General features: G+C 37.6%; 13 protein-coding genes and 1 pseudogene. 6 read left to right on the top strand and 8 right to left on the bottom strand.

Annotation, left to right across the window (positions count from 1 at the left end):
* Nucleotides 1–14 precede the first annotated feature (14 nt).
* Complete coding sequence (gene msrA, locus I6E78_RS04590) at nt 15–614, top strand: peptide-methionine (S)-S-oxide reductase MsrA (protein WP_197182055.1); 600 nt, start codon at nt 15–17, stop codon at nt 612–614.
* Between the two features lie 97 nt (nt 615–711).
* Here the strand turns inward: msrA and I6E78_RS04585 are convergent, their stop codons facing one another.
* Both I6E78_RS04585 and I6E78_RS04580 read right to left on the bottom strand, forming a co-directional pair.
* Nucleotides 712–2,823: a TonB-dependent siderophore receptor gene (locus I6E78_RS04585; protein WP_197182054.1), complete on the bottom strand. Its 2,112-nt coding sequence runs from the start codon at nt 2,821–2,823 to the stop codon at nt 712–714.
* A 790-nt stretch (nt 2,824–3,613) separates the two neighbouring features.
* Nucleotides 3,614–4,534 (bottom strand): transposase, encoded by a 921-nt coding sequence (locus I6E78_RS04580; RefSeq protein ID WP_179807039.1) that lies wholly within the window; start codon nt 4,532–4,534, stop codon nt 3,614–3,616.
* Between the two features lie 370 nt (nt 4,535–4,904).
* Here I6E78_RS04580 and I6E78_RS04575 point away from each other — a divergent pair, with 370 nt between their 5' ends.
* Nucleotides 4,905–6,098: an acetyl-CoA C-acyltransferase family protein gene (locus I6E78_RS04575; RefSeq protein ID WP_197182053.1), complete on the top strand. Its 1,194-nt coding sequence runs from the start codon at nt 4,905–4,907 to the stop codon at nt 6,096–6,098.
* Between the two features lie 335 nt (nt 6,099–6,433).
* Here I6E78_RS04575 and I6E78_RS04570 read toward each other — a convergent pair whose 3' ends face one another.
* The gene (locus I6E78_RS04570; protein ID WP_231617941.1) at nt 6,434–7,291 is read right to left on the bottom strand and encodes an AraC family transcriptional regulator; all 858 of its coding nucleotides are present in this window, start codon (nt 7,289–7,291) and stop codon (nt 6,434–6,436) included.
* Nucleotides 7,292–7,559: 268 nt separating this feature from the next.
* Between I6E78_RS04570 and I6E78_RS04565 the strand changes: the two genes are divergently transcribed.
* The 4 genes and pseudogenes from I6E78_RS04565 to I6E78_RS04550 all read left to right on the top strand — a co-directional run.
* The gene (locus I6E78_RS04565) at nt 7,560–7,748 is read left to right on the top strand and encodes a hypothetical protein (protein ID WP_011328267.1); all 189 of its coding nucleotides are present in this window, start codon (nt 7,560–7,562) and stop codon (nt 7,746–7,748) included.
* Nucleotides 7,749–7,866: 118 nt separating this feature from the next.
* Nucleotides 7,867–9,246, top strand: coding sequence for an NAD-dependent succinate-semialdehyde dehydrogenase (locus I6E78_RS04560; protein ID WP_011328268.1), 1,380 nt, complete (start codon nt 7,867–7,869; stop codon nt 9,244–9,246).
* 435 nt (nt 9,247–9,681) lie between these two features.
* Nucleotides 9,682–10,398 carry a metal-dependent hydrolase gene (locus I6E78_RS04555; protein WP_197182052.1) on the top strand — a complete coding sequence of 239 codons (717 nt, stop codon included), beginning with the start codon at nt 9,682–9,684 and terminating at the stop codon, nt 10,396–10,398.
* 213 nt (nt 10,399–10,611) lie between these two features.
* Nucleotides 10,612–11,715, top strand: a pseudogene (locus I6E78_RS04550) (IS110 family transposase); the annotation flags it as partial.
* A 54-nt stretch (nt 11,716–11,769) separates the two neighbouring features.
* On the opposite strand, the gene I6E78_RS04545 reads toward I6E78_RS04550, so the two are convergent.
* The 5 genes from I6E78_RS04545 to I6E78_RS04525 form a co-directional block, all read right to left on the bottom strand.
* Entirely contained in the window at nt 11,770–13,467 is a 1,698-nt protein-coding gene (locus I6E78_RS04545) for a DUF2326 domain-containing protein (RefSeq protein ID WP_197182051.1), read from the bottom strand.
* Nucleotides 13,454–13,687: an ABC-three component system middle component 6 gene (locus tag I6E78_RS04540; protein WP_197182050.1), complete on the bottom strand. Its 234-nt coding sequence runs from the start codon at nt 13,685–13,687 to the stop codon at nt 13,454–13,456. Before I6E78_RS04540 ends, I6E78_RS04545 begins: the two co-directional genes overlap by 14 nt.
* Complete coding sequence (locus I6E78_RS04535; RefSeq protein ID WP_197182049.1) at nt 13,674–14,222, bottom strand: hypothetical protein; 549 nt, start codon at nt 14,220–14,222, stop codon at nt 13,674–13,676. The genes I6E78_RS04540 and I6E78_RS04535 overlap by 14 nt, the downstream gene beginning before the upstream one ends.
* A gap of 1 nt (nt 14,223) precedes the next feature.
* Nucleotides 14,224–14,508: a hypothetical protein gene (locus I6E78_RS04530; protein WP_197182048.1), complete on the bottom strand. Its 285-nt coding sequence runs from the start codon at nt 14,506–14,508 to the stop codon at nt 14,224–14,226.
* 248 nt (nt 14,509–14,756) lie between these two features.
* Nucleotides 14,757–16,295: a transposase gene (locus tag I6E78_RS04525; protein ID WP_197182047.1), complete on the bottom strand. Its 1,539-nt coding sequence runs from the start codon at nt 16,293–16,295 to the stop codon at nt 14,757–14,759.
* Nucleotides 16,296–16,561: the final 266 nt, after the last annotated feature.

Here is a 16,561-nt window from a genome sequence, read left to right as displayed (position 1 = left end):
AGATGCGAGATTTTATGAAAAGAATATTAGCCTTAGCGTTAACATCATCCGTTATATTTTATGCCTCGCTCGCCCATGCAAACAAAACCGAAAAAGCCGTTTTAGCCGGAGGTTGCTTTTGGTGTATGGAAAGTGATTTTGAAAAGCTAGCAGGTGTAACCGATGTAATATCGGGTTTTACGGGAGGTAAACTTAAAAACCCAACTTATAACGGCAATCATCGTGGTCATTATGAAGCTGTAGAAATTACTTACGATCCTGCAATAGTTAGCTATAAAGCTATACTCGAGCATTACTGGGTAAACATTGATCCCTTTGATGCTAAAGGCCAATTTTGCGATAAAGGGCCAAGTTACTTAAGCGCTATTTTTGTAGCTAACGAGCAAGAGCGCAAATTAGCAGAACAATCTAAACAAGCAGTGAGCAAACAGTTCCTAAATAAAACCGTGGTTACCCCTATACTAAACACCAGTACCTTTTACCCAATTAAAGGCGATGAAAGTTACCATCAAGATTATTATAAAAACAATCCTATTCGCTACAATACCTATCGCTGGCGTTGTGGGCGCGACAACCGCCTAGAAGAAATTTGGGGCGATAAAGCAAGCCACTAAAGTACCCACAATAAAATACCTTACTCAATACTAGATTAACTAACAGGCTGCTTATATTAACCAGCCTGTTATACGTTTTTAAAATACGTGTAAGGTATTAAAACTTAAACGAGGCAGAAAATCTAACACTACGAGGCGTGCCTGGTTGCACCCAAGCGTCTGAAAATGAGCTGATATAATAAGTTTCATTAAATAAGTTATCTAGCTCCCCTGTTAGCGTTATTGAGTCTGATACGGCGTAACGCATAAATGCCCGAGCAGTTATATAACTTGGCAGTGTAAAGTCGGTACCAAAAAAGCCATTTCGATCTCCCACATAAAGTAAACCACCACCCAATTTTAGTGCTTTTCCATTCACTTCTGTCGACTTTACCAACTGTAAACTCAATTGATGCTGAGGAATATTTAACAGCGAGCTGCCTGCAGCTATATTTAGGCCAAAGTTGCTATCGTAAAATGAATTTTTGGTTGTTGCATCAACATAAGCATAAGACGCCCACAGGTTTAAGTTATTCGTTAGTTGACCATTTATATCAATTTCAAACCCTTTACTTTGCGCCTCCCCAATAGCGGCACTGGTAAATGCTGTTGGATCGTCTACTACCAACATATTTTGTTGCTCAACTTTAAATAAGGCTAAGGTGCCCACCAGCGCACCGTTATTTAAACTAACCTTAACGCCTACTTCCTTTGAAGTTGTTTGGTTTGGTTTAAAGCCGTTTCCCTGGGCGTCGGTACCCGAAAGCGGACGAAAGTTTTCACCATAAGCCGCATAAGCCGATATAAAGTCAGACACCGCATACACAGCCCCTAATTGCGGACTAATACGCGATTCTGTTTGTTTATACCCTGTATTAGTTAAACGATTATTAAGTGTTTGCTTAAAATCGTCTAAACGCGCGCCAAGACGTATATCTAGCTTATTGGTTAAACTTATTTGATCTTGTATAAATACGCCCAATGATTGCTGAATTTCAATACGATCAGTATGAGTGGTGGGTGCAGGTAGCGCATAAGCACCATACTCTGGGTTATATACATTAATATATTGATCGCCCTTTACCTGTAGTAAAAACTGATCGTTTTCAAATTTATCGGTATCAGCCCCTATAGTTAAACGATGCTCAAACCCTGCAAAATTAATATCGCCAGTAACTTCGCCGCGTAAAACCTTATAGTTTGCACTGTAATCTCGATAACGCCTAAAGCGATTAACCTCATCATTCACTACACCTGCAAAACCAGTTTCAGTGGCAAAACCGGTTAACTTAGTATCACGGTAATTAGCAGCAATTAATACACTCCAGTCGTCATTAATATCATGCTTAAGTTCAAGCTGATGGCCAATTACTTGTGCTGTAATAGGGCCATCACCCGGCTCACCTAAAAATCGGTTTGCAGGAATAACCCCAAGCTCACCATTTATTGCTAACACTCCTCTATCAAAAGGTATTGTTTGCTTACTGTATTCAAGTTCGTAAATCAGTTCACTATTGTCGTTAATATACCAAGCTACTGATGGGCTAACGCCTTGTTTGGTTTTTTTAATGGTGTCTCTAAAGCTATTTGAATCTTCATAAAAACCGATCAGTCTAATTGCAACATCATCAGAAACCCCAGTGGTGTAATCTATATCAGCCCTATAGGTATCCTCACTTGCAACAGCAAGTTTTAGTTCGCCTGCGGTATCAAATGTTGGCCGTTTAGTTATTAAGTTAACCACTCCGCCAGGTTCTCCCCGACCAAATAACGCAGCACGCGGCCCTTTTAGCACCTCAACCGAGGCAATACTTGACAGATCTCGCGTACCACCCAAGCCCCAGCCTATATTAAAGCCATTAACTAAGTAGTTACTCGAGAGGTTTTCATCTCCTGTAAAACCACGTAAAGCAAAATTATTTAACAGGCCACCAAAGTTATTTTGCCTAGCAACCGAAGCAGATAGATCCAATGCTTGGTTTAAATCCCATGCGCCAGCATTTTCAAGCGTTGCTAAATCGATTGTTTGCTCAGCTTGTGGTGTTTCTAAAGGCGTAAAGTTACTGCTGTATACATGGCGCGAGCCTATCACTGCAACCCTCTCTATAGCTGTATTAGCCTGATTAAATAGCGGTGGTTGCTCAAAGGCTGAGCTTGTTTGGCTGGTAAATAAGAAAACTAAACAAGCAGATAAATAAGTAAGCTTACGCTCTTTAAAATTGGTGTTCATTGTTAACCTTGTTAATTACATAACTAAAATTGAATTGCAGCCTAAAGCAGTAACTAGTGCTTAGTACTTATAGGCTGTTTGCAAAGCTTGGCATGTGAGGTAATGCCGCTTTTGTTGGATTACGTTTAAAGCATTGACGTTTATAAACGTGCTGTAGCTTATAAACTGGTTACACAAATTTACGGCCATAGCCGTGTGATTAGAATTAATTAACTTACAAAATGACATGCCTAGCGTGATCATCACCAGCGGCGTGTAATTAATACTAAATACCCAGGTACGTGCTCATATAAGCATTCGTGCGGTACGTATGATTTAAGGTGTAGCCGTAGGCTAAAATAAATTCGGTGTGTTTGGTTAAGTGCTATTGCTGCAAAGCGGCTTTATATTAAAGATAATACTGGGCGCCGCTTTTCGATAAAAGTCCAAAAAATTCAATAGATTAAATTGGCTTGTTCACCCTTGCTATTATCCATACTATATTGAGTAAACTAAAGCTGGCAGTCTTATACCATAAACGGTGCTTATTGCAATATTGGCATGAAGTTATTTATTAAAAATGGGACAGGCATAAAAATTAAAAATGGGACAGGCATATATTACCTGGTTTATTTAACCTCAAAGTTCGTCATCGTTATTTACTAATTCCCTCTCACTTCTACGCTCTATTAGTTTATATAATTTAAGTTATTAGTAGATATATGTTTAGTAAGGATATCAGGCAGGTAAAGTTAGTTTCAAAGGTGGTTTGTTAAAGTTGTTGTTTAAGTTATCGCTGAAGGTGTGGCGCTCACCCTGCACCTTTGTACCATTTAACATCGTTATTCGCGGCTTGCTGCTTTAATCGTTGTTTACTCCCTGCAAAGTTTGAATATTTATGCCTAAATCGTTGAATCGATTCAAGCCATTGTGCTTCTTCTATATTCAGAGTAACTAGCACTTTAGGAATTGCTTTATTTATATATCCTTTTTTGTTTGGAGAAATTTGACGACCACTCCAATCTACTAACTCTAGGTAATCTAGTAACGCAAAAGGTATAGTGTGTTTTATGTTGTTAGCGCAAAATGGCTTTAGCTGACTTGGTTGACTTTGATCTTGAACACTATCTTTTTGTTTTGAGCGGTTATTTGTTTGAACCGTATTTTTAGTAAAGGCTGTCAATTGCGCTATACGTTCTTGAATAGAAGTAAAATCACTGTCTTCTAACGTACCGGCCATGTTTGCTCTAATAGGATTTAAATCGACATAGGCCATGCAACTAAGCAATGCGGTTTCATCTAATAATGCTTGTGATTTATAGCGCCCTTCCCAGTACTTACCTGTGCAGCTATCTTCCTTATTTGCTTCACGGGCAATGTATTCATTTAGGTTTTTCATATACCAGCTTATGTCGTAAAGTCTTTCTCGCCATTTAGCTATAATTTCATTAAAGCAAACTAAACTCGCATTATCTAACTGCTCGCCTTTTAAGTAACTATCCACCAAAGCGTGGCCATTATAAAGCCTATACCAGCGTTCAATTACTTCACTATCTGCCCAATCTAGTGCCTGCTTTCTATTAACATTTACAACTAAGTGATAGTGATTACTCATAATTGCGTAAGCTGCAATCTCTATGGCAAACACACTACTTAACAACTTTATACGTTCTACTAGCCACTCTCTGCGGTGATCAAAGTTTTTACCTGTGTATTTATCATCACCACACAAAAAAGCTCGCCTAACGCATCTAGCTATTAAGTGATAATAAGATGTTGAGGCCAAATCAATGAGATTTTTTCTTGCGCGTGTCATAAAATACAAAACCAACAACCACTGGATATAATAACAGTAGTAGCTAATGTGAGTTTTGCAAATACTTTGTGCCTGTCCTTTTAAATCTTTTAAATCCTCTTTTTAAATCTCTTTAAAGCAAAAACATAAAATGATTAACAAAGTTATATATCAACTCAACGCCTGCAGCTTTAGTTTATTTTAAAATTATGTTTTGATGAATTAAAGTCAACCTTTATCCTTTTGCTCTTTTAATATCATTTAGAATAAAGTGGATACAAGCAAAAAAAATAATAAAGAGAACACAATGACAAAATTTAATAACAATAGCGTAGTAATATTAAGCGCAGTACGCACTGCTATCGGTGGCTTTGGTGGCAGCCTTAAAAACTTCACTCCCGCTCAGTTAGGCACTATGTGCGCCAAAGAAGCATTAGGTAGAGCCAATATTTCACCAAAGCAAGTTGGTTCATGTGTGGTAGGTAAAGTGATACATAACGGCCCTAAAGACGCGTATTTGTCGCGAGTTATTGGGCTAAATGCAGGGTTACCAATTAGCAGTCACGCGGTAACACTCAACCGCTTGTGTGGTTCGGGTTTAGAAGCCATTATACAAGCAGCACAACAAATTCAATTAGGTGATGTAAACGCAGCATTAGCAGGCGGAGCAGAAAGCATGAGTAGCTCAGGCTACACTCTAGCAAGTAATCGTTGGGGCCAAAAAATGGGTGATAGTACAGTAGTTGATGAGCTAACTACCACATTACAAGACCCATGGGACAACACCCCTATGGGCGTTACCGCTGAAAACATTGCAGAAAAATATAGCATTAGCCGCAAGCAACAAGACGCTTACGCAGCACAAAGCCATCATAAAGCGGCTAAAGCCATTACCGCAGGCTATTTTAAACAGCAAATAATGCCCATCGAAATTAAATCTCGTAACGGTAATCAAATTTTTGATACTGACGAGCATGTTCGTGCTGACACAACGGTCGAAAAACTCACCACCTTAAAACCCTACTTTAAACAAAATGGTACAGTCACCGCAGCTACCTCATCAGGTATTAATGATGGCGCAGCCATGTTAGTGCTTATGTCGGAGCAAAAGGCCAATGAACAAGGCTTAAAACCACTCGGTCGCCTAGTCGGTTATGCCAGAGCAGGTGTTGAGCCTTCATTAATGGGCACAGGGCCTATTCCTGCTGTGCAACAGGTGTTTGAAAAAACTGGATTAACTATTGATGACATGGACGTAATAGAATCAAACGAAGCCTTTGCCGCACAGGCATTATGCGTAGGCAATGAGTTAAACTTTCCTGAGCATAAAGTAAACCCCAATGGCGGAGCTATAGCACTTGGCCACCCTGTTGGCGCAACCGGTGCTATTTTATCAACCAAATGCCTGTACGAACTGAAACGCATTAACGGTAAATACGGCTTGGTCACTATGTGTATTGGTGGCGGACAAGGTATAGCTGCTATTTTTGAAGCGCTTTAGTTATAAAAGATTTTAAAAGAAATAGCGGCTAAAAATAAGCCGTTTTAATTTAGTAAAAATAAAGTTTTGATTAGTAAAGGACATAATTATTAAAGGACAGGCATAAACCTGTTAATTGCTTTATGCCTGTCCCTTTATTTTCCTAGTTAAAATGAGTTTATTAGCAAATAGCCTGGGGTATAGAATCATTCATATTCCTAACCCACCTAGGAAAATGGCTTAGAAAATATCAGGGTTTAATTTACGGCACTGTTAATTATTTTATGCCTGTCCCTTTATTTCTGTTACCTTTATTTCTGCTTTGTGACCATCTGGAAGACTGCTGTTGCGATGCTTTAATCCAAGTCATTATTTGGACTGATGCCAAACAGTCGTTTATATTCTCGGCTAAACTGGCTAGGGCTTTCATATCCTACTTGCAGGGCAATGTATGATATTTGCGCGTCATTGATTTTAATCAGCCGTCGCGCCTCCATTAATCGTAAGTTTTTTTGATACTGTAGCGGACTCAACTGAGTAATTTTCTTAAAGTGTTGGTGAAACCCTGAAACACTCATACCGCAGCGGCTTGCCAAGTCTGCAATAACCAAAGGTTCATCTAGATGTGCTTTCAGCCAATCGACTGCTTGAGCAATACGATGAATATGGCTGCCATTCGTTACCAGTTGGCGCAGCTTATCGCCTTGTTTTCCTGATAGTAATCGATAATAAATTTCTTGCTGTATTAAAGGAGATAGAAATTCAATATCATTTGGATAATTAAGTAACTCTATCAATCGATCAAACGATGGCATGATAGAGTCATCTAATTGCCATTTGATTCCAAAATAACCCTCTTCTATATGTTTTTTAGGTGGTATTTTAGCCAGAACGTCGCGAATCATTAGCAAATTTAATTTCATAGATAATACAACAACAGGATTGTCTAACGAAGCCTGTTTAATATGTATGTTCAATGGAGCGTCTACTGGACAAAACATCAGGTTAGTATTGTCAAACTTTACACAATCTGTTCCTAAGTAAACCTCGCGCTCGCCTTGTAAAACAATACATATACTAGGCTCTAGGACGTAACCGATTATTTTTTCTGGCCTGTCGGCACAATGAAATACTAAGTCTGGAATATCTGATTCGATGGTTTGGTTCTTAGGGATTAATCTAAGTAGTTGCTCAATGTTTGTTTTCTGCATCATATTTTACTTATTTTTAGAACCTGATTGACAGTACAAATTTTTATAGGATTAGGCAACACATTTGTAGGACTATTATAACGCATTATTAAGCTGTCCCTTATAATGATCGCATCACAAAATGAAAGTATTACACAGCTTAGGCAATAGCAGCCTGTGATCAGTTTGGGCATACAAGTCTTGTCGATGGTTCACTAAGTTTTTGATTTGGTGTTCTTTCAAGAACCAGATAAAAAGGGTTTTAATCCAGAACAGCTGTTTGTGATGGGTTATGCAGCGCGTTTCGATAGCGCGCCCTGAACATGGCAGCACAACAGTTAAAATTACCAATTACAGCTTCAATACATCTGCTCAAGTCGGTCTTGGTATGAAAGCCGATAATAGCTATAACTTAATATATATAGATCTGTCTGTTGAAGTATCACGTATTAACAATGTGCAATCACAAAATCTCATCTAACCTGTCCTTACTCTAATGCAACATTTAGTATTGATGTACGCTTACATGTTGCAGTTGTATAAATAATAGTTGTACTCAGTGAGTCACTATAAATGAACTTTTAATCCAAGGAATATTTATGAGCGAATATAAAGTAACCAATCCAGCAACTGGCAAAGTTGAAGCCAGCTACCCTACTGCAAATGAACAAGATATTCAGCAAGCCATCACAAAAGCTGATGATGCCTATAAAGAATGGCGTAACATCTCTCTTAGCGAGCGCAGCGCACTTCTGCACAAAATTGCAGATATCTATATTGAGCGTCAAGATGAGCTGGCAAACATGATCGCTGTAGAAATGGGCAAGCCTGTAGCCCAAGGTAAAGGAGAGCTCGCTCTAGTCGCTGAAATATATCGCTATTATGCAGACAACGCAGAACAGCTATTAGCACATAACCAAATCAATGTAGCCGAAGGCTCAGCTTTTGTAGAGAAACTGCCAGTAGGCGCATTGTTAGGAATTATGCCGTGGAACTATCCGCATTATCAAGTAGCACGCTTTGCAGCACCTAACTTTATGGCAGGCAATACAATTATTTTAAAGCATGCCCCGCAGTGCCCTAAAACGGCAGAAGTAATTGTCGAAATTCTTAAAGATGCCGGTTTACCAGATGGCGTATATAACAATGTATTTGCTACCAATGATCAAGCCGCAACTATCATCGAAGACAGCAGAATACAAGGCATCTCATTAACAGGTTCTGAGCGTGCAGGACAAGCAGTTGCTAAAATAGCAGGCGGCGCCCTTAAAAAGGTCGTTTTAGAGCTTGGCGGTTCAGATGCCTTTATCGTTGCAGCAGATGCTGATATTGAGCAAGCAGTAGCAGATGCCATCACCGGCCGCTTTGGCAATACTGGACAAGCTTGTAACGCCGCTAAGCGCCTAATTGTCGTTGAAGCCGTTTATGATAAGTTTGTACAAGGCTTTGCCGATGCGGTTCGTGAGATGACGTTGTCTGATCCATTAGATCAAACAACCTTTATCGGACCGATGTCCTCAAAAAGCGCTGCAGTCAATTTACAAAAGCAGTTAGATGAAGCAATAAAAGCTGGTGCCACCGTTCTAATTGAAGGCGGCATTGTCAAAGACAAGCCAGGCGCTTGGTTTGCTCCAGCAGTACTTACCAATGTCGATAACTCAATGGCTGTTTATAGCGAAGAACTATTTGGTCCTGTTGCTGTTATTTATAAAGCTCGTGATATCGCTGATGCGATCAAAATTGCCAACGATGTTCCATTTGGTCTTGGTGCGTCAATCCAGACTAAAGACTCAGAATTGGCAGCTGAGATTGCTGATCAGTTAGAAGTCGGCATGGTGACCATAAACGCACCTTCTGGTACTGAAGCCAACACCCCTTTTGGCGGTGTTAAGCGCTCAGGCTTCGGACGTGAACTTGGTACCCTTGGTATTACTGAATTCTTAAACTACAAATTGATTCGTAATAAAACCAGTGCATAGATTTAAAGTATAATTCTTATAAATAAATAACAAAAAGCCTAGCGTTAACATGCTAGGCTTTTTTGTTGCTCACTGACCCGTCCTGAAATAACTTTACGAACAAGGAGCTTATAAATAGACTTATCCATCTAAGAGCAAACATAGACTTTCAAATAACCACCAGCCCAAACTATAAATCTTCTAGAGATTAAGCTAGCTGACATTAAATTCCACAGCTTATTTTTAGTAAGATCGTGAAGTATTCAAAAATTTAGGCACTGTAAATTATTTTATGCCTGTCCCTTTATTTGTTTTAAATTCCACAGCTTATTTTTAGTAAGATCGTGAAGTATTCAAAAATTTTAGGCACTGTAAATTATTTTATGCCTGTCCCTTTATTTGTCTTAAAGAACATAATTGTTAGAATGCCCTCCTATTTCCCCATCAAGAGACACAATGGCAAATTTCAATACTCATCTTAATACTGCGCTAATCATCACAGGCTTAGCCTCAGCCACCTTATTATCTGCAGAACATATTGATTTAAAGGGCGCGCTCTGGTTATGGTTTTTAGGCTCAATCGGCGGTTTATTACCAGATATAGATTCAGATAACTCCACATCACTCGACACTGTTTTTAACTTATTTGCACTGAGCGCTGTATTACTGGTACTGCATTACATAACCACTGAGCTAATTATTAAAATTAGTTTTATCGAGTTAATTGTAGTGCCGTTATTGGTTTACGGATTTATGAAATATATTATTAGACCACTTTTTGAATGGATCACAGTACATAGAGGCAGTTGCCACTCTTTACTATTTATACTGCTATGCGCGCTATTAACAACACAAGTAACATGGGAACTGAATGATCAATCAACCCCACAAGCAGCCACCTTTGCCTGGTTAACGGGTGGGTTTATTTTACTCGGAGGATTAATTCATTTATTGCTGGATGAAATTTACAGTGTAGATTTAAGTAATGTCACAATTAAACGCTCTTTCGGGACCGCTCTAAAAATAGCTGACTTCGATAATAAATTAATTACATTGTCGTCAATTATTGCCATTGCAGGTTTAATATATGTCGCTCCCCCTACAAAACAAACTATCACAGCGTTAAGTGATTGGTCTCACTTTAGATTTCAATCTTTAAAAATTAGATTTTAAGCCCTCTATACACATAATGATACGTATAATAAAATCAACTGAATAACATTGACACCCACCCTAGTTTTTCAAAGTGATTAGCGTGGGTGTCATTATAATTTTATTCTTTGTGTTTGTTTCAATTACACTCATTCCACCTCGGAAAATAGTTTATAAAATACCAGGATTTATTTTACGGCACTGTTAATTTTATGCCTGTCCCTTTATTTCTTTAAACAACGTTATCCAAAGCAGAAAATAGCGATTGTTTGCGAGCTTAAAAAAGGGCCGCTTATTTATGCATTAGCTAAATACGACCACCTTACTTTATTCACCGTTAATCCTTGTGCTGTTGCTAAATACCGCCAGGCTTTTAAGCCCAGTGGCGCAAAAGATGACCCATCAGATGCCTTTCTACAAGTTGAAATTCTCACGTTACATATGGACAAGCTGTCTGTCATTGAGCCCGAGTCAGCTGCTATGCGTTCGCTGTCTCAGCTTGTTGAATATCGCCGAAGTTTAGTGCAAGACAGTGTCGATTTATCCAATAAAATAACAGCGACATTAAAAAATTATTACCCGCAGGCACTTGAATGGTTTAAAGAAAAGGACACGTATATATTCTGCGACTTCATTCAGAAATGGCCGTCACTCACTGCGGTTAAAAAAGCAAGAAAACAGACTTTACTCGACTTTTTTGAGAGTCATAACTCACACTATTGCGCGGTCAATAATGCACGACTAGACAGTATTAAAAATGCGATGCCATTAACTCTGGACGAAGGAGTAATTGTGCCTAATCAAATGCTCGTTGGAGTGCTTATCACGCAATTTAAAGTGTTATTAAAGGGCATTGAAAAGCTCGATAAAGCAATAAAATCGGCTTATAAAACCCACCAGGATAAAAAGATATTTGATAGCTTACCCGGTGCAGGCCCACAACTCGCCCCACGTTTACTTGTTGCTTTTGGGAGTAATCGTGCGCGTTATAATGATGCTGCAGAGCTTCAAAAGTACGCTGGTATAGCGCCTGTTATTGAGCGCAGTGGTCAAAAAATGTGGACTCATTGGCGTTATAGTTGCCCTACTTTTTTAAGGCAAACATTTGTGGAATGGGCAGGCTTTTCTATTCGTTATTCGTTTTGGGCTAAAGCGTATTATGAGCAACAAAAAGCCAAGGGTAAGCCGCATAACAGCATTATTAGATCACTGGCATTTAAATGGATAAGGATTGTATTTAGATGTTGGAAAACGAATACACCCTACGATGAATCGACGTATTTAGCGGCCTTAAAACGCAGAGGTTCACCACTTTTAAAATTTGCAATTAATAGCTAAATTTTACTAGTCGTCCACCTCAGGGCGTGTTGTTATAACCCGCTGATGTATAGGCTAAATTTTGAAAAATTTATTTGTTTCCGATAACTCTAATACGATGGAATCTTTCTTGAAAACATCAAATTCATTACCTGTTAACTTATCACTTAAAACTGCGACAATATACTGTCCTGTACTTCGGTTTGCATTTTGGAAAATATCAAAAACTTGGTTCACATCAACATCTTCAATGCTGTCATGAATTACAAATGTTGGCCGTTTTAACTTTTTCTCATTTACGAAATTGATATATGCCAAATCAAATGCACTCAGTTCGCCTTTCTTTTTTCCTCCTGTAGAGTTTGGTGATATACAAGCTATGTCAAACTCACATTTTTCCTTTTCAAGATTGAAGTTTAAATCGAAAATATATCTTTCATTATAAAAAGACTTACTTAAATCACCGAAATATTGATTAAATAGCTCAGTGTTATTATCAAGTTCAACAGTATTACTATTGATTTTATCAACTACTTTAGATTTAGTATCTTCTAGAAGCTCGATTGCTTCTTTAGTATCCTCTATTTTCTTTAATAGAGCGCTTGTACTAGCAATATTCTCTCTGATCGATGATAGGTCGTTATACATTCGTCCGATTGACTTTAGAGTGTCTGGTTCATTTATATTTTTAAACACACTTGCTTCTGTTTCCTGCATATGATTTATATCAAGTCGAACACTAGCTGACGTAGATTCAACACTATGCAACTCAGTTTCTATCAACTTAACTTTATTTGATAAAACTTTATTATGAAAAACAACCAATTCCCCATACGTTCTTTTTAACTCACCACTTATAGAAATCCCAGCTTCTGCATAGATATCAGATAGCTCTCTACCATTAACATTCGTTGCACTACTTTTAAGGTTTTCAATTGATTTAGTGAGATAATTTACTTTATTCTCTAATTTTGAATAAGATAATGTCAGATCAGATATTTCACTTTGCACTCTGACAAGTTCTTTAACATTAGTCTCCTGATTATCTTTAAAATCAAACTCTGATATTCTTTGCTTTAACAGTTCAGCCTCTGCTTCAAGAGGTTTAATCATTTTGACTAGAGAAGTTTCTTTATGAGGTTTTCTATATGCGGCTAAATGCTTTTTTTTAGTTGATACTTGATTGTTAATTGATGCTTTTTCTTTTAATAAATCTAACCCTGTAAACCCGAAAAGAAAAAGATAAACTTGATCGTATAAATCAGGCTTAGAATTTACATGTAAAAACCTTGTTGTGTTTTGCATTTTATCGTTGGTATTACGTATGAATTTATGGCTTAAATTCCGCACCGAAGGTTTATCGCTTTGTTGGCCAAATATTTGTGTTGATACTAGTTCTTTATATTTTTTACTATCTGTACTTTCACGGTTTATATAATAAAAAGCATCTTTTGTATTCGTTTTTAAATCCCTAGAAATAACATAAGGTTTATTATCAAAACCGAAAAACTCTAGTTCTACTAAAATGTCATTATTATCTAAGTAATTAGTTACTTCAGGAATAGTCTTTTTAAACTCAGGCTCTGTATAAATATCTTCACCGGAAGAAAGAAACAAATAATCGATTAATCTTGATGGTGTTGATTTACCTACACTATTACCACTTTTTGCACTCTTTGAGTCTGAATTAAGTATTAAATTCAGGCCTTCTTTGAATTGAATAGTTCTAAGTAATTCTTTGTTCTTAAATACATTTAATTTATGAAGTTGCATATATTAAAAATCCATTTTCGTTAAGGTCTAAGGCACCGATAATGTAAAGCCAATCTAAAGAAAAAGTGAATACCTCATAAGACATATCGAGCTTATCTTTTATTGCAGCGTACAGTTCTTCAATTCCTATTTCAGTAAAATCTGTTGAAGACAATTCATTTAAAATAGAGGCTCCAATATAAATTGGATTTAACATAGGGTCAGAATCAATTGTGATCATTAGGGTTTTCCAAAACAATACATTCTATTATTGAGTAGCTCGTAATCAGGGCTATTCCAAAGCTTATATCTTCATCATAGTAGCCTACCTGTAAATCAGAAGAGGCTTTTACAAATTCACTAGACAAAGACATAACCTTTTCCACAATATTGTCAGATTGTGCTTTTAGCTTGTTTAAATCAAACGGCTTAGAACTTATCCCAAAATCCGAAAGAGCATTTCTATAAAACAGTTTCATTTGTCTTTTTAATTTTGTGCTTCCGTTGTTAATGAGTTGGTTTAGTTGGGTTATAGAACTATCAATTAAAACAGAGTTATCAACGTACTCATCGACTAACCAGCGATGCGTTACTAAATCATTAAAATTTATTTTTATTTCAATTTCTGCAGGATCTCGATTTAAATTACATGATTCTGTATTTGAAGTAGCAATTATTTCAACCAACTTACCTAATATACTAGAACGAGCAACTCTATTTTCATTACTAATATTTACAGGGCCTAAGTTATCCTTAAAGGTGACACCTTTAGTCATATCAGCCTCGATTATCTATATTTACAGAGCCAGAATTATCTTGAAAATATTGTGATTTTTCACCCTGAATAATTTCATTATTATTCTCTGTTTTATTTATAGATAACCTTAAATCATTGTTCTCTTGTCTTATAGTTGTAATCTGTAAGTTAAGTTGTTTTATAGCTTTCAAGGCTTTTCCTTTAGCTAATGCTTGATAAATCGCAATAATTGCAGCGATTAACGACAAGATATAACCAATAAAACCAACAACTGGGTTTGATAAGAATGTTGTTAACTCATTCATGCTTAATTGAATCTCCATATTATTTAATTGCCCAAATCCGAAAGGGTTATAACGAGCCTGTAGATTAACTCGTTTTTTATTTGTTTTTATTGATTAATAAACCATAGCTGAGTTCCTATTTTGGTTCAATCGATTACTGTATTTTATGCAGAATATAAAGTGGGAGTTTGATGTTGTTTTAATTGGCATTTTAGAAGGTATTACTGGTGTTTAAGTGGCTTTATTGAGGTTAAAAGGGCTTACCCCTCTTAATGCATCGTGTTTTGCAGCTTTTCTATATTATGAACAAGGCAATACAGTTGCCATTGCGCATTCACTTTCGCTTGACCCCGTAAGGTCAACTTATTCATGCCTTTATTTACTGTAATGTTGCCGAACACCGGCTCAATACAACCAAGTCGCTTACTGTATTGTCGTCGACCGATTGGGCTATCTATTTTTACTTTCATTTTGTCTACATAGCTCAGTTTTTTGCGTGATTCATTATTGATAAACTGCACTTGTCGCCCTGTTTTAATGGGCGGCTTTCGCATGCATTGTTGCTGTAGCGGACACGTTTTACAGTCTTTTAAGTAACCGCAGAACCGGGTGTATTTTTGGTTATGGCTGTTTACATTTATACCGCTTCGCCACATGGCATTGCCTGCAGGGCAGCGGCATATTTGGGTTGTTTCATCATAATGAAAATCATCTGAGGTAAATAGTCGTGGTTTGCCTTTACTGCGTTTTAGTCTGCGCTTTTCTTGCTCCGTTTCGTATGTTTCGCTGGCTTTAAACAGCGGGTTTCTTTTTCTAAATTGGTTATCCGCAATATAGGTATCGAACCCGCTTTGCGCCATAAATTCAAGATTCACTTCGCTGTTAAACCCACTGTCTGCAGTGAATTTAATGGTGTGTTCACCTGCTCGTTTTTCTGTATTGAGTTTAACAAGCTGCTGTTTTAATTGTGCAATGGCTGGCTGTAAAGTTTGTTGTTCCCCCACTGATCCCCACGCTTGAGCTTGCAGGATAATTTGGTGTTTATCATCATTTATCGCGATACCGTTGTAGCCTTGAATTGTCCCTTTTGAGGTCGTCATTTTTGCACTATCGGGGTCGGTGATATTACTTTTAACAGGCTTGCCTTTACTGCCTGTTTTTTCTTTGTGAGTGGCTAAAAACTCAGTGATTTTATCTGCACTTTTATCCAGCTTTTCTTTTTGTTTTAAATCCTGAGTTATCAACTCTTCGCCTAGTCCATCTTGCGATTGGTGGCGTTCAATTATACGTTTGCTTGCGCGTTCTAGTTTTGCTTTTTTACGGCCTAACTCATCGAATGTGCCGCTCCACTCTTTACTCGCATTGGACTTTAATTTACACCCATCAATGGCAAACATGTTGCGGCCTATCAAGCCTTCTTCATCACATATCATCAGCACTTGCGTAAAAAGTGGCTCAATCTGTTCATGCATTTTAGCCACAAAACCCGCTATAGATGTGTAATGCGGCTGGATATCACCCGACACACTCATAAATAAAATATTATGCTCGCAAGCCTTTGCAATCCGACGGCTACTAATTAATCCATGTGCATAACCCAGTAAAATAATTTTTAGCATCACCGATGGTGGATACGCCGCAGCACCCGTTTTGTCGTTGTTATACCACGCGTCAAATCCCGATAAATCGAGCTTATTTTCGACAATATAACAAAGAGCATATTCAAATGTGCCTGGCAAAATTTGCTCAGCAAAATTGATAGAAATGAATTTATTTTGACAGGATAAGTCAGGCTTGTAGTTGGCCATAACGATTTACCGTGGGTGAATAATATCTATTAGATCACAGCGAACGGATGGGTTCAAGGTTAAAAAGCAATCAATTCAAAATAGTAAGATACGTTCCTAAAAAGAGTAATTCTACAGCCTCAACGCCCCAATAAGGGGCTAAAAATTGTTTGCTAAAATGTGTAGCGAAGCGAAACCGAGCAAACTGTTTTTAGTCCCGCTTGATTGGCTTATAGTTCGACCAAGCCACTTAATTTAAAAGTAACTGACTATTATATTAAGTGGAA

The sequence above is a fragment of the Pseudoalteromonas sp. NZS127 genome (genome assembly GCF_015864805.1).
GTDB classification, from domain to species: domain Bacteria; phylum Pseudomonadota; class Gammaproteobacteria; order Enterobacterales; family Alteromonadaceae; genus Pseudoalteromonas; species Pseudoalteromonas nigrifaciens.
Note: the sequence above shows the minus strand (reverse complement) of the source record. Positions and strands in the feature narration are given on the sequence as shown.